29 protein-coding genes are annotated in these 20,025 nt (G+C 69.7%); 27 read left to right on the top strand and 2 right to left on the bottom strand.

Annotated elements, in window-relative coordinates; all coding sequences use genetic code 11:
• Window positions 1–62 precede the first annotated feature (62 nt).
• From QMK30_RS03055 to QMK30_RS03040, 4 genes are all read left to right on the top strand, one after another.
• On the top strand, window positions 63–1,418 hold the full coding sequence (locus tag QMK30_RS03055; RefSeq protein ID WP_283515539.1) for a hypothetical protein: 1,356 nt from the start codon (window positions 63–65) through the stop codon (window positions 1,416–1,418).
• Between the two features lie 114 nt (window positions 1,419–1,532).
• The gene (locus tag QMK30_RS03050) at window positions 1,533–2,069 is read left to right on the top strand and encodes a hypothetical protein (RefSeq protein WP_283515538.1); all 537 of its coding nucleotides are present in this window, start codon (window positions 1,533–1,535) and stop codon (window positions 2,067–2,069) included.
• Window positions 2,070–2,315: 246 nt separating this feature from the next.
• On the top strand, window positions 2,316–3,974 hold the full coding sequence (locus QMK30_RS03045) for a DUF4331 domain-containing protein (protein ID WP_283515537.1): 1,659 nt from the start codon (window positions 2,316–2,318) through the stop codon (window positions 3,972–3,974).
• A gap of 96 nt (window positions 3,975–4,070) precedes the next feature.
• Entirely contained in the window at window positions 4,071–4,619 is a 549-nt protein-coding gene (locus QMK30_RS03040; RefSeq protein ID WP_283515536.1) for a class F sortase, read from the top strand.
• Window positions 4,620–5,314: 695 nt separating this feature from the next.
• On the opposite strand, the gene QMK30_RS03035 is transcribed toward QMK30_RS03040, so the two are convergent.
• Together QMK30_RS03035 and QMK30_RS03030 are read right to left on the bottom strand one after the other, a co-directional pair.
• Entirely contained in the window at window positions 5,315–6,373 is a 1,059-nt protein-coding gene (locus tag QMK30_RS03035) for a tyrosine-type recombinase/integrase (RefSeq protein ID WP_283515535.1), read from the bottom strand.
• Window positions 6,374–6,984: 611 nt separating this feature from the next.
• Entirely contained in the window at window positions 6,985–7,362 is a 378-nt protein-coding gene (locus QMK30_RS03030) for a helix-turn-helix domain-containing protein (RefSeq protein WP_283515534.1), read from the bottom strand.
• A 248-nt stretch (window positions 7,363–7,610) separates the two neighbouring features.
• Between QMK30_RS03030 and QMK30_RS03025 the strand changes: the two genes are divergently transcribed.
• From QMK30_RS03025 to QMK30_RS02915, 23 genes are all read left to right on the top strand, one after another.
• On the top strand, window positions 7,611–7,904 hold the full coding sequence (locus QMK30_RS03025) for an XRE family transcriptional regulator (RefSeq protein ID WP_283515533.1): 294 nt from the start codon (window positions 7,611–7,613) through the stop codon (window positions 7,902–7,904).
• Window positions 7,897–8,142, top strand: coding sequence for a hypothetical protein (locus QMK30_RS03020; protein ID WP_283515532.1), 246 nt, complete (start codon window positions 7,897–7,899; stop codon window positions 8,140–8,142). Before QMK30_RS03025 ends, QMK30_RS03020 begins: the two co-directional genes overlap by 8 nt.
• An 88-nt stretch (window positions 8,143–8,230) precedes the next feature.
• Window positions 8,231–8,728, top strand: coding sequence for an HNH endonuclease signature motif containing protein (locus QMK30_RS03015; RefSeq protein WP_283515531.1), 498 nt, complete (start codon window positions 8,231–8,233; stop codon window positions 8,726–8,728).
• Window positions 8,729–8,781: 53 nt separating this feature from the next.
• The gene (locus QMK30_RS03010) at window positions 8,782–9,180 is read left to right on the top strand and encodes a DUF6197 family protein (protein ID WP_283515530.1); all 399 of its coding nucleotides are present in this window, start codon (window positions 8,782–8,784) and stop codon (window positions 9,178–9,180) included.
• Window positions 9,177–9,749 carry a hypothetical protein gene (locus tag QMK30_RS03005; protein WP_283515529.1) on the top strand — a complete coding sequence of 191 codons (573 nt, stop codon included), beginning with the start codon at window positions 9,177–9,179 and terminating at the stop codon, window positions 9,747–9,749. Before QMK30_RS03010 ends, QMK30_RS03005 begins: the two co-directional genes overlap by 4 nt.
• Before the next feature lie 69 nt (window positions 9,750–9,818).
• Window positions 9,819–10,193 (top strand): hypothetical protein, encoded by a 375-nt coding sequence (locus QMK30_RS03000; RefSeq protein ID WP_283515528.1) that lies wholly within the window; start codon window positions 9,819–9,821, stop codon window positions 10,191–10,193.
• A complete protein-coding gene (locus QMK30_RS02995; RefSeq protein ID WP_283515527.1) occupies window positions 10,190–10,312 on the top strand; it encodes a hypothetical protein in 123 nt (40 codons plus the stop codon). Before QMK30_RS03000 ends, QMK30_RS02995 begins: the two co-directional genes overlap by 4 nt.
• The gene (locus tag QMK30_RS02990; RefSeq protein ID WP_283515526.1) at window positions 10,309–10,947 is read left to right on the top strand and encodes a hypothetical protein; all 639 of its coding nucleotides are present in this window, start codon (window positions 10,309–10,311) and stop codon (window positions 10,945–10,947) included. Before QMK30_RS02995 ends, QMK30_RS02990 begins: the two co-directional genes overlap by 4 nt.
• Complete coding sequence (locus QMK30_RS02985) at window positions 10,947–11,867, top strand: hypothetical protein (protein ID WP_283515525.1); 921 nt, start codon at window positions 10,947–10,949, stop codon at window positions 11,865–11,867. Before QMK30_RS02990 ends, QMK30_RS02985 begins: the two co-directional genes overlap by 1 nt.
• Window positions 11,867–12,991, top strand: a complete 1,125-nt coding sequence (locus QMK30_RS02980) for a recombination directionality factor (protein ID WP_283515524.1) — start codon at window positions 11,867–11,869, stop codon at window positions 12,989–12,991. Before QMK30_RS02985 ends, QMK30_RS02980 begins: the two co-directional genes overlap by 1 nt.
• Window positions 12,988–13,713 carry a 3'-5' exonuclease gene (locus QMK30_RS02975; protein ID WP_283515523.1) on the top strand — a complete coding sequence of 242 codons (726 nt, stop codon included), beginning with the start codon at window positions 12,988–12,990 and terminating at the stop codon, window positions 13,711–13,713. Before QMK30_RS02980 ends, QMK30_RS02975 begins: the two co-directional genes overlap by 4 nt.
• Entirely contained in the window at window positions 13,713–14,105 is a 393-nt protein-coding gene (locus QMK30_RS02970; protein WP_283515522.1) for a hypothetical protein, read from the top strand. Before QMK30_RS02975 ends, QMK30_RS02970 begins: the two co-directional genes overlap by 1 nt.
• Window positions 14,102–14,326 (top strand): hypothetical protein, encoded by a 225-nt coding sequence (locus tag QMK30_RS02965; RefSeq protein WP_283515521.1) that lies wholly within the window; start codon window positions 14,102–14,104, stop codon window positions 14,324–14,326. The genes QMK30_RS02970 and QMK30_RS02965 overlap by 4 nt, the downstream gene beginning before the upstream one ends.
• Complete coding sequence (locus QMK30_RS02960) at window positions 14,326–14,952, top strand: hypothetical protein (protein WP_283515520.1); 627 nt, start codon at window positions 14,326–14,328, stop codon at window positions 14,950–14,952. The genes QMK30_RS02965 and QMK30_RS02960 overlap by 1 nt, the downstream gene beginning before the upstream one ends.
• Entirely contained in the window at window positions 14,949–15,254 is a 306-nt protein-coding gene (locus QMK30_RS02955; RefSeq protein ID WP_283515519.1) for a WhiB family transcriptional regulator, read from the top strand. The genes QMK30_RS02960 and QMK30_RS02955 overlap by 4 nt, the downstream gene beginning before the upstream one ends.
• Complete coding sequence (locus tag QMK30_RS02950) at window positions 15,251–15,571, top strand: hypothetical protein (RefSeq protein ID WP_283515518.1); 321 nt, start codon at window positions 15,251–15,253, stop codon at window positions 15,569–15,571. Before QMK30_RS02955 ends, QMK30_RS02950 begins: the two co-directional genes overlap by 4 nt.
• Entirely contained in the window at window positions 15,568–15,813 is a 246-nt protein-coding gene (locus QMK30_RS02945) for a hypothetical protein (RefSeq protein ID WP_283515517.1), read from the top strand. The genes QMK30_RS02950 and QMK30_RS02945 overlap by 4 nt, the downstream gene beginning before the upstream one ends.
• Window positions 15,810–16,172, top strand: a complete 363-nt coding sequence (locus QMK30_RS02940) for a YfdP family phage-associated protein (RefSeq protein WP_283515516.1) — start codon at window positions 15,810–15,812, stop codon at window positions 16,170–16,172. Before QMK30_RS02945 ends, QMK30_RS02940 begins: the two co-directional genes overlap by 4 nt.
• Before the next feature lie 2 nt (window positions 16,173–16,174).
• Entirely contained in the window at window positions 16,175–17,005 is an 831-nt protein-coding gene (locus QMK30_RS02935; RefSeq protein ID WP_283515515.1) for a YfdQ family protein, read from the top strand.
• Window positions 17,005–17,304, top strand: a complete 300-nt coding sequence (locus QMK30_RS02930; RefSeq protein WP_283515514.1) for a hypothetical protein — start codon at window positions 17,005–17,007, stop codon at window positions 17,302–17,304. Before QMK30_RS02935 ends, QMK30_RS02930 begins: the two co-directional genes overlap by 1 nt.
• 15 nt (window positions 17,305–17,319) lie before the next feature.
• Window positions 17,320–19,077, top strand: a complete 1,758-nt coding sequence (locus QMK30_RS02925) for an AAA family ATPase (protein ID WP_283515513.1) — start codon at window positions 17,320–17,322, stop codon at window positions 19,075–19,077.
• Between the two features lie 44 nt (window positions 19,078–19,121).
• Window positions 19,122–19,322, top strand: coding sequence for a hypothetical protein (locus QMK30_RS02920; RefSeq protein WP_283515512.1), 201 nt, complete (start codon window positions 19,122–19,124; stop codon window positions 19,320–19,322).
• A gap of 69 nt (window positions 19,323–19,391) precedes the next feature.
• Window positions 19,392–19,922: a hypothetical protein gene (locus QMK30_RS02915; RefSeq protein WP_283515511.1), complete on the top strand. Its 531-nt coding sequence runs from the start codon at window positions 19,392–19,394 to the stop codon at window positions 19,920–19,922.
• The last annotated feature ends 103 nt before the right edge of the window (window positions 19,923–20,025 follow it).

Below are 20,025 nucleotides of genomic sequence, written 5' to 3'. Positions count from 1 at the left end.
TCGGATCCTGCGGGCTTGCGAAGCCGGTATCCGCTCGCCAGGGGCGGAGGGGGCGGGTGGGCGTGAACGCTGGGCGGGGAATTCTGGCGCTGATGGGCTCGGGCGAGACGAGCCCGACCATGGTCACACTGCACCGGGAGCTGGTCGCCCACCTGGGCGGCGATGCCGATGCGGTGATCCTGGAGACACCGTACGGATTCCAGGTCAACCGCGACGACATCTCCACCCGTGCCCGGGAGTACTTCCGGCGCTCTGTGGGTTTCACGACCGTGGTCGCTCCGGACGCGCACACCGATGCGCCCTCGGGCGGTGCGGCGGGCGATGGCGACGCGGACAAGGTGCGCGACCGGGTGCGCAGGGCGGAATGGGTATTCTCCGGGCCCGGCAGCCCTTCGTACGCGCTGGGCCGCTGGCACACCCTGCGGCTCGGGGAGATTCTGCGCGAGCGGGTGGGGCGCGGGTACGGCGTGACGGTGATGGCCTCGGCGGCGGCGTGCACGGTGGGGTTCGCGGCGCTGCCCGTCTATGAGGTGTACAAGGCCGGGCATCCCCCCGCGTGGCTGGACGGGCTGGATCTGCTCGGGGTGCTCGGCCTGCCGGTCGCGGTGATCCCGCACTACGACAACGCCGAGGGCGGCACGCACGACACCCGCTTCTGCTATCTGGGCGAACCCCGCCTTGCCGCCCTGGAGCATGAACTGCCGGACGAGGGTGCCGTCCTGGGGATCGATGAGCACACGGCGGTCATCGTCGACCTCGACACGTCGGTGGTACGTGTGTGGGGGCGGGGTGTCATGACGATCCGGCGGCGGGGGGTCAGCGTCCCGGTGCCCGGCGGCACCACGCTGCCGCTGGAACAACTGCGTGACCTGGTGGGAGGCAGGGAGTCCGGAGCGGTTCCCGTACCTCGTCGTCCCGCCGACAGCGACGTCGGCGCAGCGCCCCGCACGACCACGCCGGCCACGGGCGGTGCGGCGGCCACGCTCCAGGAGGCCGTCGCGGCGGCGGAGTTACGTTTCGACGCCGCCCAGGAGGCGCGGGACGCCGCGACCATGGCCGAGGTGGTGGTGGAGCTGGAGTCGGTGATCGCGGCGTGGAGCGCCGACATGGAGGAGGACCAGGGCGGGGAGTGGGCCCGCACGGTCCTGCATGGCATGATCCGCCGTCTCGCACGGGCCGCCGGACGCGGCCTGACGGAACCGGAGCACACCCTGGGGCGGATCCTCACCCCCCTGCTCGGCCTGCGCAGAAGGCTGCGCGCGGACGGCGCCTACGACCTGGCGGACGAGGTGCGCGAAGCCGTGGCCGCCGGCGGAGTGCTGCTGCGCGACACCCCGGAGGGCAGCGAGTGGCGATGGGAGGAGGGGGCCGATGACCGGGCAGCCGGCACCACCACCGGCTGCCGCCCAGAGGAGTGAAGTCGGCTGTCGCCCTTCTAGTCAATTTGCGCAATTACATATCTTTCGCAATAAAATCGGCACAGCGGGATCCATCCCTACCGGGCCCGCCCGCCGACGTTGGAGCCGTGCACGATGCCGCTCGCCCCGCACGAAGCACCTGATGCGCCGCCGCCCGTCGCCGTCGAAGTACTGCTGCTGCGGCACGATCCGACCGAGGGCTTCGCCTACCGCCGGCTGATCACGGCGCTGGGCAGGGGCACCAGCCCCGACCGGACCGCGAGACGCCTCGCACTCCTGGACGAACACGACGAACGGCATCTGGTGCACTCGACAAGCTGGCGCACCACCCGCGACAGCGGCATCGTCCTGACCTACCTCGTCCACTCCGACCCCGCCCCGGACCGGCCCGGCACTCCTCTTCCCGAGCCGCACGTGATCTCCCGCTCGCCCAGGCCGGGCCACCCGGCCCCGCCGGACCTGGAGATCAGCCACGTGGTGGCGCACGCCGTGCGGCACCTCGCGTTCCTCGAACGCACCGATCCAGCCGTCACCGCACATCTCGCAGTGCGGCCCGGCACGCTGCACGCCCTGCGTGCCCTGCCAGGCGCAACCGCGGGGGAGCTCCAGTACGCCCAGCGCCCACCGCTTCACACCCTCGTCCGCCGGTAGCGGCCCCGGGGCGTGGGGGTGGCGTAGGTGCGGCCCCAGTCGGCTCAGTCGGCGTTGCGGGCGCACCGGACGCATGGTGATCTGATTACGCCCCAACGTCACATTGTGGGACTTTTGCCGCGCGGTCGCCGTCGATCAGGGCGAGCTCCCGCAGTCCGGCGTGTGGCGCTTGGAGCGGAACTCGCAGCCGTCCGCCCCGCTTTCACCCTGCGGAGGCAGGCGGCCCTCACCGGAAACGGATGGCCCATGCAATCCTCCCGCATGCCCCGACGAAGGTCCGCCTCACGCCGGGCCGAACGCACCCTCGCCGCATCCGGCGTCCTCGCGCTGGCGGCCGCGGCCGCCGTCACCGGCCTCGCACCCGCATCCAGCTCGGCATCGAGCCACCGCGAGGCGCCGATGATCGCAGGTGACCCTCGGGCCGACAACACCGACGTCTACGCCTTCACCAGCCCGGACAACCCCGACACCGTCACCCTGGTGTCGAACTGGATCCCCTTCCAGGAACCCAACGGCGGGCCGAACTTCTACCCGTTCGCCAACGACGCCCGCTACCACATCAAGATCGACGCGGACGGAAACGGCAAACCGGACACCACGTACACGTGGGAGTTCACCGATCACGTCCGCGACGACGCCAACCAGTTCCTGTACAACACAAGCGTCGTGAAGTCGCTGGACGACGAGACCCTCAACTTCCGCCAGACGTACAGTCTGACGGTCACCGACAGCAGCGGGAACACCAAGACGCTCCTCAAGGACGCGCCGGCCGCCCCGTCGAACGTCGGCAAGGCGTCGATGCCCGACTACGCCTCGCTGCGCAACCAGGCCGTGCTTCCGCTGCCGGACGGCGGGCAGTCCTTCGCGGGACAGGCGTCCGACCCCTTCTTCCTCGATCTGCGGGTCTTCGACCTCCTCTACGGCGGCGACCTGAAGGAGACCGGGCACAACACCCTCGCCGGCTACAACGTCAACACCGTCGCCATCCAGGTGCCGAAGAAGGCCGTGGCCCTCAAGGGCGATGCCACGCGCAACCCCGTGATCGGGGTGTGGTCGACCACCGATCGCCGGGGAGCGAACGTCGCGGGCACGGGCAGCAAGGGCGCCGAGGACGGCAAGGCAAGGGACGCGCAGGGCGCGCCCGACAAGGGTGGTGAGGAGGGCTGGCGCCAGGTCTCACGCCTGGGCAACCCGCTCGTCAACGAAGTGGTCGTGCCGCTGAAGTACAAGGACGCCTTCAACGCGCTCAGCCCGGACAAGGACGCCAGCGTCACACCGGTCGTCGACAAGGTGAAGGACCCGATCGTCCCCAAGCTCATCCAGAACATCTACGGGGTGCCTGCCCCCGCCACGCCCCGCAACGACCTGGTAGAGATCTTCCTCACCGGGATCTGCAAGGAGTGCGGCCCCATCAAGGCCGACCTCAACTCGCAGCGGCTCAACGCGGATGTGGACAAGGCGGCGGTCGTACCGGCCGAGGAGCTGCGGCTGAACATGTCGGTCGCGCCGGCCGCCAAGCCCAACCGCCTCGGCGTCCTCGGCAAGGACCTGGCCGGCTTCCCCAACGGCCGCCGGCTCAACGACGATGTCGTCGACATCGAGCTCCAGGCCCTCGAAGGCGCCGCGCAGACCGGCAAGATCGTGCCCGCCCTGGCAGCCGGTGACGCCGTCGACGTCCCCTACCGCGAGCCGGGAGATTCCTTCCCGTACGTGGCGCTGCCCAACACCGCAGCTGTCAACCAGGCCGACTCGCTCCACCCCGACGGCGGCGTCGGCGCGGGTCTCGGCGGCCTCGCCTCCGGCGACGGATTCCCCGTCGTGCCCGTCACGGCCGCAGCCGGCGGCGCACTGCTGGCCTGCGCCGGAGCGATGGCCCTGCGCCGACGGCGCGCCGACCAGGCATGAGCAGCCCGCTCTTCTCCGGTCGCCGCGAAAACAGTGGCCGGGGCCCTGGCTCTCACCCTGGGCGTAGCCCTGACCTGCGTCGGCATATCCGCACTGGTGGCAGAACCCGCGCGGGCCCCCGGGCCCGTCGAGATAGGCACCGTGCCCGTGCACACCGAGCCGGAGGACGCCGCCGCGTCCGGGGAGCATGCGAACGCGGCGCCACCGATACGGATCCGCATACCCGCCATCGGCCTCGACCAGGACCTGATCGGCCTGCGAGTCCAGCAGGACGGTCGCCTCGGCGTTCCCCGAAACCCCGCGCAGATCGGCTGGTGGAGTGACGGCCCGCGGCCCGGCGACCCGGGTGCGGCCGTGGTCGTCGGCCATGTCGACTCCACCACCGGCCCCGGCGCCTTCCACGGCCTCTCAACGCTCCGCCCGGGCGACGAGGTCACCCTGACCCGCGACGACCGATCCAGCGTCACCTTCACCGTCCAGGCACTACGCCAGTACGAGAAGGACGACCTGCCTGACAGCCAGGTCTACGCGACCATGGGCCCGCCCGCCCTGCGCCTCATCACCTGCTCAGGCACCTATGACAGCGCGCGGGGCGAATACCGCGACAACCTCGTCGTCTACGCCACCCCAGCGGCCGGATCGTGAGCAGGTGACGAAAGGCCGCGGTCCGGCTTACGACCTCGGGGGCAATAGTGCGCGGGCTCCCGGCGTCCTGCGACTCCGCCTCCGGCGTTGTCGTCGGTCGACGACGCTCCGCGTCGCCTCCCTCCTCCGCCTTGGACGCGAAGCCGCAGGACGCCGCTCGCTGATCCACGCTCCATTGCCCCCGAGGTCGTTACCGAGGACGGCAAGGCCGTCGGAACAGCTACTGGCTGTCATGCCCGGCGCACGGATGCCTACCTGGCAACGCGGAAGGACTCGGGCTTGTCGGCGATACTCGTTGCGCGGCCGGTGCCGACCTGAAGGACATTCAGGAGATGCTCGGTATTTCCTCGATCACCCTCACGTCGGACACGTACACAAGCCTGCTCCCCGAGGCGGACATGGCGATCCCCGAGGCCGCATCCCGGCTCGTACGCGCGCCAGGCCCCGGACGAGGAGTCCGAGGCCGAATAGAGCGCCTCCCTGGGGGAGGAACCCAGGTCGGCGGCCCAACAGGTTGTGCCCCCGGCAGGATTCGAACCTGCGGCACCCGCTTTAGGAGAAAACGTGCACACCCCCCTTGGGGTCCCGAGAACTTCCGAGAACTTCCGAGAGGCCCGCTGACCTGCACGAAGAGGAACTTCCGAGAACTTCCGAGAACTCCCGAGGGGGTTTTGTGGCATCGATGTGGCATCGCCTCACGCCGCGACCCGAAGTGTTCGACCCGCGACGAGCGCAGCACGGACCTCCTCAACGAGCTCGGGGCCAGCGTGCTGGTACAACCACGTCACCTTGCCCCCGCGCTCGTGCCCCATGATGACCTGAACGTCCTTCTCCGGGACCCCGGCATCCTTCAACCGGGTGGCGAAAACGTGCCGCAGATCGTGCACGCGCGGCCACCACTCCAGTCGGCCGGTGTCCGGGCTTTTGATCTTCCGTGCCAGGCCAGCGTCCTGGATCGCGGGAATCCACTGCCGCCGGAAGTTGTGCCGTGTCATGAGGCCGCCCTGTGGTCCGCGGAACACGAGCTCCTCGACGTGCATTTTGTCCTCGTCCAACGGGGACTCCGTCGAGGCGGGCCGCCATCGGTCAAGCATGATCTGGACCGCGGCGATAGCGGCCGGCGTCAGCGGCACCGTGCGGAACCCGGCCTCGGTTTTCGGCGCCATCTTCCGGCGGAGCTTCCCGTTGTCCTCGGTGAGCACTTCCTTTACCTTCACAGTTGCACCCTCAAGGTCCAGGTGACACCGACGCAGGGCCGTGTACTCGCCCCACCGCATCCCTGTCTCCTCGCCCCACACCGCGATGGGCCGGTAGTAGGTGGTGATGTGTGAGCGGATCAGCGCGCACTGTGCGGCGGTCGGCGGCCTGAGATCGTCCGGGTGCTTTCCCACTGGGGCGGACACATCGATCTCCAGCGTGGGGTTGACCACGATTCGGCCGTCGCGCATCGCGGCCTTCATCATGTGCCGCAGCAGCTCCAGAGCTTTCTTCTGGGTAGCCCGCCCTTTGACCTCGTTGGCGATCCAGCCCTGCACCTCGACCCATGTGATCGAGTTCAGCTTCCGCCGGCCCCACTTCGGCTGGACGTGCACCTTCCACGCCGAGATCTTCCGGTTGCGGGTGGTGACGGCGCCCTTCTTCTCCACCGTGGGCCACCAGATTGCGTACCAGTCGTCGACCTTGATGAGTCCCCGCTTGGGGTCCTGGTACGTACCGGCGTCCATCTGTGACTTCACCTTGTTCAGGTGCGCCATGGCCTCTTTGTACGTCGGGAACACAGGGCCCTTCGGGTCGCCGTTCGGGTCCCGGTAACGGGCCTGCCAGGAACCGATGCAGTCTCTACGTGGGGTCCGGCCGCCTGGGTACTTCGCCAGGCACGGCTCACATCCGCATGTCTTGCTGCGGACCTGCCTCGGGTTGTTGGTTGCTCTACGCGCCATGGTGGATCACCTGCTCGCTCCTTCGCTGCTGAGGGACGCGGGGCAGAAGCCGCACGGGCGCCCCGCAGAAACAGCGTGCCCCGAACGGGGGCTGCACGATGGCGAGTTCCTCAAGAACAGCCCGCACGATGCGAAGGGAGTGGCCGCGTGGGAGGCATGTGGGGACGTTGATCGTCCGGGCGGCCGAGTCGTATGGCGCAGGTGAGTCGGACGAGCTGTAGTGGACGCGGATGCACATACGGGACCCCCGAGAAGCAGGCGATGGGCTGCCAGCCGCGGGGGAGGACATCGGCCGTGCGGTCGACCGTACCTCCTGTTAAGTGAATATGCGACCACTCTGTGTGCACCAACTGCCTCTCCCTTCACAGGGAGTGGCGGAGTCCATTTACGTATGACTCGCGACTGGGGCGGAGGGTTGTACGGCCTTACGAGCGGTTGGCGTCGTTCAAGGCCCGCAGCTCGATCTCCTTCATCTCCTGCTGCTCGGCGGTGAGTCCGCGGATCAGCTCCAGGATCCGTGCCTCGCGGTCGGGGCTGAGGGGGCCCGGCGCTTTGCGCTCGACGGCGGCGAAGAGGTCCGCTTCGGAGAACTTGGGGTACTCGCGGGCGATGGCGCGCAGGGCGTCGTCGCGGGGGGTGCGCTTGCGGTGGACCCAAGTGTTCACCGTGGACACGGAGACGCCGATGCGACGCGCGATCTCGCTGCCGGACAGGTTGTATTCGTCCATGAGCCGAGCGAGTAGCTGCGCGAAGTCCTCGGGGTGGGGGTTCTCCTGGTTCTTCACATGGGTAAGGGTGCCCATGGTTTCTACTTTTCGCAAGTAAAAGTAGAAGCATGGCGCGATTCATACCGGCGCGTAACCTCCCCGCCGCGCGCTGGCGCTCCTGGCGTACGCGCCCACCGTAGAACATGCGTTCGATAAGTGCGCACGTTCCTGAAAACTCGGAAGTTCTCGGAAGTTCTCGTTGACACACCCGCGACTGCGACTGTAGAAATGTCGCAGCACCTCAAGTCGAGGAGCTCACCCGCATCAACTGCACGAGGTGACCCATGCCGAAGGTGCTCCGCAAGAGGGAAGGCCAGCCATTGCGTGACGAAATCACACGCCAAGGTCTGACCCTCGACAAGCTCGCCGAGATGACCAAGGCGGTCGACCCGGAGGGGCGCGGAGTCAGCCCGGCCACCATCGGCCGGCTCACCGGCACAGGGCGCACAGCGCGGGACAGGTGCGAACTGAACACCGCCTGGCTCATCACCGAGGGGCTCGACGCTCGGATGCACCGCCTGTTCAGCATGCCCACACATTCGACTGCGACTGTAGAAAGGTCAAGAGCCAATGTCTAAGAAGACTGAGCGCGTCGTCGCTCTCCCGGCCGGGCTCCTGCCGCTCCTGTCAAAGCCCCAGTTCGAGACGTACTACGGCGTCTCCGACTGGCAGGTAACGAAGTGGATCGCGGCTGGGATGCCGTTCGAACCCTTCGCCGGTCGGCAGAAGCGCTTCGACCTGACGGTGATCCGCCCCTGGATGGCGGAGAACGACCCCGCGTTCGCCGACGAGTCGCTCGTCACCGCGTCCGCCTGACCCCACCACGTAAAGCGGGGCCGCCCGGACGGCTAGGTCCATGGCAGCCCCTCGGCAGTCCACCCACCAAAGAGAGAAGTGGATCACCTTGAACAGAATCATCTCACCCAAAGGGAAGGCCTCGCCTCCCGAGCATGGCGACGAGCGTCTCCCCGTCCGCTTCTGGGAGAAGACCAAAGTCACCGAGTCTGGGTGCTGGGCATGGACGGCGCAGATCGCGCACCACGGCTACGGCCGCTACAGCGTGAGCGGTTCGGCGCGTAAGGCGCACCGCGTCGCCTACGAGGCGCTCGTCGGTGCAATCCCTGACGGCCTGGTCATCGACCACCTGTGCCGTGTCCGACACTGCGTGAACCCGGGCCACTTGGAGCCTGTGACCAACACCGAGAACCTGCGGCGCGGTCTCCGTGCGCTCCCCGTGCACTCCTCCAAGACGCACTGTGCCCAGGGGCACCCGTTCGAGGGCGAGAACCTCGGGCCGAGCATCCGCGGAGAGAGGCGGTGCCGTGCCTGCCAGCGCAGGTGGAGCATCGAGAGCAGGAACCGCACGGTTCAGCAGCGCACCGCGGCTGCGGGCGGTGTGTGATGACGACCACCTCTCCTATCGATCTCCCCGCCGGTCACCGGCGGACAATCCGCGTGACGGGCGTCGCGCTCCACGCCCCGGCCACCGTGCCCGCCGCGTTCCGGGCTGCGGCCCGTCTGATCGCAGCGAACGGGCACCACCAGGGCGACTACCTCCCCGACCCGCTCGACCGGGAGATGGACACCCCGCACCGTCTGCGCCCGCTGTCGATCGTGGCCGCTCTGCGGTGCGCGGTGACAGGCGACCCGCACACCACGTCGCTGCTGGCCGACGAGGCGTTGAGTGTCCTCGCGCTGCGGCTGACGGTCAACGGCGAGACGGGCCCGTACTACGGCGACATCTTCAGCCTCGAAGCCCACGTCTCCGCCTGGGGCGACGCCACGGGGCGGACGGCCGAGTCGGCGTGCGCGGTCCTCGCCGCTGCTGCTGACGCAAGCGAGGTGTCGGCATGAGTACCCCCACGAATCGTGACCCGCTGGCCGTGAAGACCCGTGACGGCATGGTGTGGGTGCGGGCTGCGGTGACCCGTACCGGGCAGGGCCTGTACGCCCCGGAGGCTGTGGGCTTGTGCCCGCAGTTCGTGATGGCGACGCTCCCGGAGTTGGCGGAGCACGGCATTGCAGGGCAGGGCGAGACGCTGGCCCAGGCGGTGGCCTGGGTGGGTGCGCTGCCGGTGCCTCTCGGCCACGGGGGTATGCCGCCGGAGGACGCCGTCGAGGTGACGGCGCTGCTGGAGGCGCTCGTTGACACGACGCATGCGCTGACCGAACTGCGCCGCGAGTACGCGGTGTTGGAGCACCAGCTGGGGCAGGCCGCTGAGCAGCGGCACCTGGTGGATCCGCTGGACCACGCGCTGGAGGCGCTGCCTCTGTCTCGGACGGCCCCGGTGGTGGACGAGGTGCAGCCGCAGGTTGCCAAGCTCCGCACGCTGCTCGGCCGTGAGGACGTACGCCCGCAGGTGCAGCAGCTCCGCACGCTCCTCGCCCGGCAGACCGGCGCCGCCCCCGAGGTGACCCCGTGATGTGGCTGGTCGCTTTCTCCCTCGCGTGGCTCTCCTTCTGGCTCCTCGAACTGTTCCTCGGAGGTACCGATGCCCGCTGACCGTATGCCCGTTGACGGGCCGTACCGCATCACCGTCGACCCGCTGCCGACCGGCGCGACGCTCGACATGTCGCACTACCTCACCGCCGTGCTCCTCAACTTGGCGGCCGTCGCCGAGGAGGACGGCGAGGGGCTCCTCGCCGAACTCGTCGACATCGCCGAGCTGGCACGGTCCGCCGCCCACCAGGGCCCGGACTCGCACGCTGCGCACCAGCGGGACCGGCAGGTCGAGACGCTCCTCGCCGAGGTCGCCGACGACGGGCGAGTCCCGGTGTACGGGGCGCAGGTGCTGCGTCTCGCGGACCGGTTGTGTGCGATCGCCGCGCCGAAGGCAGTACCGACGCAGGTTCGGAGGGCGTCATGAGCGAGCGCCACGACCCGAAGCGTTGCCGACTGTGCGCCCGGCTGCGCCACCCCGCGCAGGCCGCTGCTGCACGGGCGTTGCCTGCCCTGCTCACCGTGAAGCAGCGGAGGCAGTCATGAGCGAGTTCACCGCCTCCGTCCGCGAGGTGCAGCACCAAGTCCGGATCGACCTCACCGGCGCCCCGAAGATCACTAACGGAAGTGGGCAGACCCGAAAGCCGCAGGGACTGCGCGTCACCTACGGCCGCCGCCGTGACATCGACCGCGTGGACCTCGTCGTCGAGTACGCCGACAGCGCCGAGCGCGTACCCCCCGCTGACGGAATGCCGGACTGGGTCAGCGACCTGGTCGCCAAGCACCAGCCCGCGGACGTGGACGAGCCCGACGCATTTCGCCCGCCCGGCTCGGGTGGCATGTCCATTCCCGCAGCGCAGGAGAAGGGCACGGCCACGGCCGCGACGTCCACTCCCCAGCCCGACGAGCAGATCGTCTACCGCGCCGGGTACCAGGGCGACCTGATCCCGCTCGGCCTGTACACCACGACGGACGCCGCACGTGCGCACTGCGAAGCACAGCTGTCCGCCGAGTACCCGGCGCACGTGACCGTGATCCACGACTGGATCGGCGACGACTCCGACCCACTGGAGCCGTTCGAGCTGGTCGCGGAGATCGATGGGGCCACCGAGCAGCCCACCGGCTACGTCGTCACCCCGCTGCTGGTCGCCGCCGAGTACGACGCGGAGGCCGACGCCTGATGAACAACACCGCGCTGGCCGGGGCTTCGGCCCCGGCCGCCGGCCGCAGGCGCAAAGCCGCGGCCCCCGCACCCACCGGACCCGACCGCATCCCCAAGCCCTCCCAAGGCTGGTACCGCGACAAGGTCACCGGCGACAAGTACCGCCGCGTCACCACCATCCTTTCCCAGGGCTCCACCAAGGGCGACGTCCTCGCCATGTGGGCCGCCAACCTCGTCGCGGAAGTCGCGTTCGACAACCTGCCCACCCTCATCCGCGCCTCACTCCGCACCGAGACGCGCACCAAGATGTACGACTGGCTCCGCCGCGCCCCACTCCGCAAGAAGGACGAGCGCGCCGACATCGGCTCAGCCGTCCACAGCATCATCGAGGCCCACGTCCTCGGCGAACCGATGCCAGCCGACCTGGTCGACGCCCCGGAGATGGCCCCGTACCTCCACAACTTCCTGCGGTTCGTCGAGGAGTGGCAGGTCACCTTCGAGGCATCAGAGATGGTCGTCGGCAACCGCACTGCCGGGTACGCCGGAACGCTCGACTACCTCCTGCGGTCCCCGCTCATCGCGGCCCGGTTCGAGATCCCGGCGGACACCGTGCTGATGGGCGACACGAAGACCGGCGGAGAGCTGGACGTCAAGGGCGTCTACCCCGAGGCCGCGTTGCAGATGTCCGCGTACCGCAAGGCCGAAGTCGCGTGGCTGCGGGACGGGTCCACCGTGCCGATGCCCGCGACGCACTCCACCGGGGTGGTGCTGCACCTGCGCCCGGAGGGCTACCGGCTGATCCCCGTCGTCTGCGACGACCAGGTGTTCGCCGCGTTCCGCATCGTCCAGCAGGCCGCCGACTGGATGTCGGGCCTGTCCAAGACTGTCGTCGGCGACGCCCTCAACCTCCCGACCCTGACCGAAGAGAAGGCCGCCTGATGCCCATCATCGACCTCCAGCGCCGCATGCGTCAGCTCGGAGAGATCCGCATCGGGCACGTCGTGTCCGGCACAAGCAAGGCGGGCAAGGCGTACACCCGCCCAGACAAGCTGAACCACTTCCGCTTCACCAGCCCGAGCCGCGCAATTCTCACGTCCGTCGCGGAGCTGTACGGCGGCGAGGTCAAGCCGTGGACCCCCGCAAACGGCGGGCCCTCGGAGTTCGAGGTGTACTCCAAGGCCAACCGGCTACCCGTCCTCATCCCCCCACGCGACGCCGTGTCCCAGTGGTACGAGCTGTACGCCGGATCGAAGTGCCAGCGCCGATGCGACGGCGTCACCGAGCACAAGAAGGACCGGCCGTGCGTGTGCGACCCGGACGAACGCGAGTGCAAGATCACGACCCGCGTCAACGTCATGCTCCGCGACGTCCCCGCCCTCGGCCAGTGGCTCCTCATCACCAAGGGCTACTACGCCGCGACGGAACTCCCCCCGGCGGCCGAGCTTCTGGCACAGGCCGGCGGGTACGTCGACGGGTGGCTCGGCATGGAAGAGAAGCTCGTCCAGCGCGACGAGGGCCCGACCCGGTTCATGGTCCCGACCCTGGACGTGGAGATCACCCCGGCCGCGCTGATGGCCGGGAACATCACAGGCGCCCCGGCCGTCGCCACCGGACCAGAGCGGGTCGCCATCACCGGCGGACGCCCCGACTACGCGGCACTCGCCGCCGTCGCCACCACCCCGGCCGAGGTCGGCGCCCTGTGGAAGCGGGCCGTCGACTCCAACCACATGGACGACAACCTCGCGGCCACTCTCAAGGCCCGCGGCGAGGCACTGCGCGCGGCCGAAGTCCCCGACAAAGCCGCGGAATCAGGGTGGCAGAACGAGCCCAATCAGGACGGGGCGGGCCCCGACGAGGACGGAGCGGTGGACGCCGAGGTCGTCGAGGACGACGACGTCGAAGCCATCTGGTTCCAGATCATCGCGGCGGCCGGCACCCACGGCATGACCACCGGCGACGTCGAGGCTGAGTTCGCCAAGGCCAACGGCGGGCAGCTCCCTGCCACCGCCAGCGCTCACGCCCTCCGCGTCTTCCTCAACACGCTGAAGGGTGGCCGCTCATGAGCTGGCACCTCGGCCGCATGGCTGGCTTCGACCTTGAGACCACCGGCGTCGACGTCGAGACCGACCGCATCGTCACCGCCTGCGTCGTCCAAGTCGGCGGCGGCCACCCCGTCCAGACCGCGAACTGGCTCGCTGATCCTGGCGTGGAAATCCCCGACGGCGCCGCGAAGATCCACGGCATCACCACCGAGCAGGCCCGCGCCGGGGGCAGGCCGGCCGCCGAGGTAGTCGAGCAGGTCGTGGCCGCACTGGCGCAGGTCGTCCGGGACGGCATCCCGGTCGTCGCGATGAACGCTTCGTTCGACCTGACGATGCTCGACCGTGAGGCCCGGCGCCACCAAGTGCCGACGCTGACGGACCTGGTGGACAACGCCCTGTTCGTCGTAGACCCCCGAGTCCTCGACAAGGTCGTCGACAAGTTCCGGCGCGGCGGGCGGAAGCTCGAAGACCTCTGCCGCACCTACGAAGTCGCCCTCGACGGCGCCCACTCCGCAGACGCCGACGCGATCGCCGCATGCCGCGTCGCATGGCGGATCGCCTCGACCAAGGGACAGATCGGGGCGCTGGCCCTACCGGAGTTGCACACCGCGCAGATCGGGTGGGCGCGCGAGCAGGCCGAAGGCCTCGCCTCCTACTTCCGCAAGACGCCTGGCAAGGAGCACCAGGCCGACGGCGTCCGCACCGAATGGCCCCTCATCCCGCACCAGCGAGGAGACGTCTGATGTTCGGAGCGAAAACCCGGCACATCGCCGACCTGGAATCACGCGTCCAGCAGCTCGCCGACGAGCGGGACGACGCCCGGACGGCGGCCGCCGCGCACCTCGGAGCCGCCACCCGCACCGCCGAACGCGCCACGCACCTCAGTGAGCGCCTGGAGCTCAGCCGCGACTCGGTCGCAACAACGGCCGCCGACGTGGCCCATGCGAAGTCCCGGCTCGCCTGGGCGCTGCGCACCTGCGCCTGCTACCGCGTACAGAACGCGGCACTGGCCCGGCAGGTTGCCCACCTCCAGGCCCGGCTTGACGCCGCTGTCGGTCTGGACGCCCCCAACATCGCGCTCGGCGCCTCCTGGCAGACCCGGCGGACCGACAAGCCCTCGGCGGTGAAGCCGTGAAGCTCCGCGTTCCCTTCCGCCGCAAGCCGCACGGCCGACACCGCGCCACCCCGGCCGTACCGGACATGGGCCCGCTCGCCGACCTCATCGCCGCCGGGGCCGTCGACGCGAACGGCTACGCGTGGTGCCCCGAAGAGGCGCGCAGCATGTACCACGCGTTGCACGCTGACGGGTCCCGCACCTGCTGGACGTGCCGCTGCGACACACCGGCAGGTGTCTGATGACCACCCTGTTCGACCTCACCCCCGCGGTCTCCGTCCTGGCTCCGGCCGGGGCGGGGGCCCGCCCCCTCGTCATCGCACTCGACGCCGCCACCATCGTCACCGGCATCGCTGGCGTCGGCTGGACCGACTACGTCCACGCCAAGGCCAAGAACCTCCACCCCCGCTTCGCTCAACAGCTCGAAGGCTGCTCCACGTTCTACCGCCACGCCGACTACGTCGTCATCGAAGGCGCCGCCTTCTCCAAGAACAACAACGGTGCCGACGCACTCGCCGCCATGCGGTGGATGATCCGCCAGGACCTGTGGAAGCGCGGCATCCCCTACGCCGTCATCAACCCGCAGTCCCGAAACATGTACGCCACTGGGGAGCTCCGCCCGGTGCCCACCTCCGTCCCGAAGAACAAGCGGTACACGGTCGGCAAGGGCATGATCCGTGACGCCGTGCACGAGAGGTACGGGCTGCTGACTGAGGGCACGCACCGCTACGACGAGAGCGACGCGTACATCCTTCTCGCTCTCGGTCTGCACTCTCTGGGCCACGTCCTGGCGGAGGTACCGCAGGCGTGGGCGGAGCAGGCGTTGCGCGGCGTGAAGTGGCACAACCTACCGGTGGTGGCTCGATGACCGCCCCCGACGCGTGGCCCCGCGCCCGCCACTGGGTGAACGCCGCCGCCTGCGCAGACCTCGGGGAACTCTTCATCCCCGCCGACGGTGAGCCGTCCGAGTACTCCACCGCCAAGTGGGTCTGTCGAACCAAGTGCCCGGTCGTCGAGCAGTGCCTGGCCTCCGCCATGGCCGAGGAGGGCCACGCCGACCACCGCACCCGGGCCGGCGTCCGCGGCGGCCTCACCCCCGGCGAACGCGCCCGCTGGTACAGGCAGGACGCCAGGGCCAGACAAGCCGCCGCCCGGGAGACCGCCCGATGACGCCCGACGCTGCGGCATGGGTCCGCGAACACGTCCTCGTCCACAACGCCCGCATCACCGCACCGCGCGCGGGCGGACCCTGCCACTGCCAGCCCGCAACCCCGTGGATCTGCAACGACTGCCGCGCTGGCGACCACGACCGATGCAACGGTGGCGGCGTGGAGTGGAGCTTCGAGAAGAGCATCTACGGGCCCGGTCTCTCATGGCCGCCGCGCGCCACAGTGTGGCTCGCCGACCGGGTGTGCAAGACCCGCTGCACATGCCGCCGTTGCTGCCCGCCAGCCGCGCAGCTCGACCTGTTCGGCGGTGCCCTGTGACCCAACGCCACCTCACCGCCGCGCTGTTCATCGACTGCGGCGACGCCTACGAGATCCGCGACGGTGACCGCGCAGGCCGGATCGTCCGAAAGACGCAGCCCCGCGCCCGCTACGAGTGCCTCCTCTGCCGCACCCGCGAGGGCCCCGTCACCGGCGCCGACCGCGTCCGCGAGTTCGTCGCCCGCATCCGCACCGACCACCCCACCTACTGCACCGCCAACCAAGGAGCACACGCCGCATGACCACCCAGGACATCGACACCACCGAGCGCGCCGACCTCGCCGCGTTCATCGCCGGACACCTCAACGGTCGCACCGCCGAAGCCCTCTCCACCGAGTTCCACGACCTCCTCGACTCCGTCCGCGCCCACGGCAAGAAGGGAGCCCTCGTCATCACCGTCGTCGTCGACCCCCCGGCCAACGGCGTCGAGTCCGCCCCGCTCCCCATCGGCGTCGAGTCGACCGTCAAGGCCCCCAAGCCCACCCCCGTCAAGTCCCTGTACTTCCTCGACGACGACGGCAACCCCGTCCGCGAAGACCCCCGCCAGCTCGCCATGGACTTCCGCACCGCACCCGCCAACGACACCTTCAAGGACGCCTGACCATGACGTACAGCACCGAACTTCTCAGCGCACCCGGCGAAGCCCAGACGATCGTCGACACCGCACTCCGCACCGCACCGCCCGCCGAACTCGAAGTCGGCAAGGTCTACGCCTTCCACACCCCTAGCGGCGTCCACCAGGTCGACCTCACCGGGAGCGAGTTCACCGGCATCCCGACCCGGAAGCGTGGCACCACCACCGTCCGCGACGCAGCGTCGTTCTCCGCGTACTTCACCAAGCACGCCAATGCCGACAGTGAGATCTACGCCGACGCGGAGCGGCTCACGGTCACTGCCGTTCTTGACGCCCATACCGGCACCGAGGCTCGTTGGTCCGGCCACCGGCTCACCCTCACCCTGCGCGAGACCGAGGCGTGGAAGCAGTGGACCGGCCGCGACGGCAAGCTCATGGATCAGGAGACGTTCGCCGAGTTCCTGGAGGACCACCTCCCCGAGCTGCTGGAGCCCTCGGCCGCCGAGATGCTGGAGATCGCGCAGAGCTTCCAGGCCACCAGCAAGGTCGACTTCCAGTCCGCGAGCCGACTCAACAGCGGTCAGCGGCAGTTCCAGTACGTCGAGACCGGCACCGCCAAGGCAGGGCAGAAGGGACAGCTTGCCGTGCCTGAGACGTTCGTGATCGGCCTCGTCCCGTTCGAGGGCAGCGACGGCTACCGGCTCACTGCCCGCCTCCGGTACCGCATCGGCGCGGCCGGCCTCCAGCTCGGCTACAAGCTCGAACGCCCCGACGAGATCCGCCGCAACGCGTTCGCCGACGTGGTGAACCGCATCGACGGGGACATCGAGCAGCCCGTCATGAACGGCTCCCCCGCCTGATGGCCGGGCGCGCGGCACGGCCCCGCAGCGACGACTCCCGCTGCCGGACCTGCCGCGCGCCCATCCTCACCCAGCTCGTAGGCCACCGCGCCGCCCTCACCGTCACCGCGGACCTCACCCCCTTGACCGCCGAGCAGCAGGCCGCCATCCGCGAACCCAACCGCCTCATCTGGTGCCTCAACACCCCCAAGTTCGGGCCCCCACGCCTCGCCTGGACCGGCACCTGGCACCCCACGGACTGCCCCCACCCCCACGTCACCGAACACCGCTGCAACCGGCAGCCCACCACCCTCTTCTGAGCAAGGAGCCCGCACGTGGAGAACGTCCGCCCCTTCGCGCGTGACCAGGCGGACCACGACGGCCCCACGCAGCCCCACGACGCCGAGGCCGAAAACCTCGTGGGCAGCGCCATCCTGCACAGCGCCACCGCATACACCGAGTGCGCCGCCATCATCGACCGCGACGACATCTACCAACCGTCGATCCGCCTCATCTGGGACGTCGTCGGCGGCATGGTCGCCGAGGAAAAAGCCATCCACCCGGTCACCGTCCGCGGCGAGATCGAACGCCTCGGCCGCCTCCGCGAGGTCGACAACGGCGCCCTGATCATCCGACTCGGCACGGACTACCTCAACGCCGGCATGGCCTGGAACTTCGCCGAGCAGATCAGCGAGCAGGCCAAACGGCGGCGCCACGCCGAGCACGCCACCCGCATGCACGTCGAGATCCAGCGCGGTGCGGCCAGCGAGTACCTCGACACGCTCGACGCCGCGCACCGCAAGTACGAGGACGACCGCAACACCAACTCGGGCGGCCCCTCACACCTGACGTCCGCGCTCCTCGACTGGGACCCGTTCTTCGCCACCAACTTCGGCGCCGTCGAACTCCTCCCTGGCAAGCTCATGGCACCCGGCCAGCAGATCACCATCGTCGGCGACGGCAAGGCCGGCAAGAGCCTCCTCGTCCAAGAGTGGCTGTGGCGCATGGCCACCGGCCAAAGCTTCCTCGGCGACCGCCCCAAGGCGCCCGTCCCCGTCCTCTATGTCGACGCCGAGAACGGCCACCAGGACATCCAGGACCGGTTCATGTCGTACGGCGCGGGCCCCGGGCGCATGGGCCTCTTCTCGTACGCCAGCTTCCCGCCCATCCGCCCCCTCGACACCGCCGGCGGAGGAGCCGACCTCCTCGCCATGGTCAAGGAGTGCGAAGCCCAACTCGTCTGCCTCGACACCGTCAGCCGCTTCATCAGCGGCCCCGAGAACGACGCCGACACCTGGTTGTGCCTGTACCGGCACACGCTGCTCCCCCTCAAGCGCGCCGGTATTGCCAGCGTCCGCCTCGACCACCTCGGTAAGGACGGCGAGCGCGGCGCCCGCGGCTCCTCCGCCAAGAACCAGGACGTCGACCACGTCTGGGAGCTGCGTGTCCAGGGCGGCGGCGACCTCCTGCTCCGCCGCACCCACACCCGCACCGGCATCGGCCCCGAGCTGTTCCACGTCGTGCGCCACGCCCGCCGCGAAGGCGACCGGTGGATGCCCGGCGGCACCCGCCACGTCATCGCCGCGTACGAGCACCTGGAGCAGAACGTCCGGGGCTCACACGAGTGGCTGGTCATGCAGATCGACGGGCTCGCCCTGCCGAACGACGCCGGCAATCCGCGCACCATCGCGGCCCTCGCCAACGCCGGAATCAAGATCGGGAAAGACAAGATCGCCGCCGCCGTCAGAACCCGCAAAAACCGGGACAACTCGGGTTCCCCCGATGGGTTCCCGGAGACCTTCCCGGAAGGGGTTCCCGGGGAACGTTCCCCGGGAACCCCCGCGGAAAGCGAAGAACCCCAGGTCAAGCATTACCCGGGAACCTCCGGGGAACCCCAGGGAACCCCCCCTTCCCCCCCTTCCCCCCCTCGAAGAGAGGGGAAGGGGGAGGGAAGCCCCGCACCAGAGGACGACTCCAAGCCCCTCTGCACCATCTGCGACACCCCCCTCCACGGCTACCGAGCCGACCGCGGATACGACACCTGCCTCAGCTGCGACCCCACCACCGGCAGCCACCACCACCCCGCCGCATGACCGCCCACCCGGTTCCACCCCACCCCGCGCACAAGGAGCACCACATGGCCACGAGCCCCTGCCCGTCCTGCCGCCAGCCCAAAGGGCCAGGCAAGTACCTCTGCCCCGGCTGCTGGAGCGGCCTGCCGATGACCGCCCGGCGCGCCCTGTCCCGCCGCGACGCCCGCGCCATGACCCGCCTGCGCGAGCTGCACAGCCACCTCACCAACGGCACACCACTCGCCGAGATCGAGGTGGGTCCGTGACCGCCCCCGCCGACGACTGACCGCGCCGCACCAACCACACCCCCGCACAACAACCCACAGGAGATGACCATGAACGCCCGCACGCTCCCCCACGACCCGTACACCACCGCCATCACCAACGCCCTCACCGCAGCCGGACTTGCACCCGCCGAAGCGTGGACGTCCGACGGCGACACCCGCGGCACGTATTGCTACCTCAACTCGGTACTCACCCTCGACCCGTCCGGCACCCTCGCGGACGACAGCGACGACGCCCCCACGGACTCGGCGTGGCCGCACGGGCTGCTCCTGCTGTGGGAGTGGCACACCGGCGCCGAGGAGGACGGCGACCCGGAGCGCGGCCCCGTCTGGCTGTTCGCCGAACTGAAAGCCGACAGCTCGAACGAGTACCCCACGAGCCTCCCGGTGCACGGCTACGCCTCCCCGGCCGCAGTCGTCGACGCCGCCCGCAAGGTCGTCGCCCGCCAGATCGGCGCGGGCCACTTCCATAACTTCGGCAGCCCGCAGTGGGACGGAGGACTGATCGGCGGCAGCTGGGATCAGGCGGACGCACTGAACGCCGCGTGCGAGGCGTGGGGCGCAAACGAAACCACCGAGTAGCCCACGGGCAGTTCGGGCCGCCCGCATTCGACCTGCGGGCGGGCCCACCCCCCCCCCCCCCCCCCCCCCCCCCCCCCCCCCCACCCCCCCCCCCACTACACCC

Origin of the sequence: Streptomyces sp. H27-C3, from assembly GCF_030063415.1 — a bacterium.
GTDB lineage: Bacteria > Actinomycetota > Actinomycetes > Streptomycetales > Streptomycetaceae > Streptomyces.
This window is presented reverse-complemented; position numbering and strand designations above follow the sequence as displayed.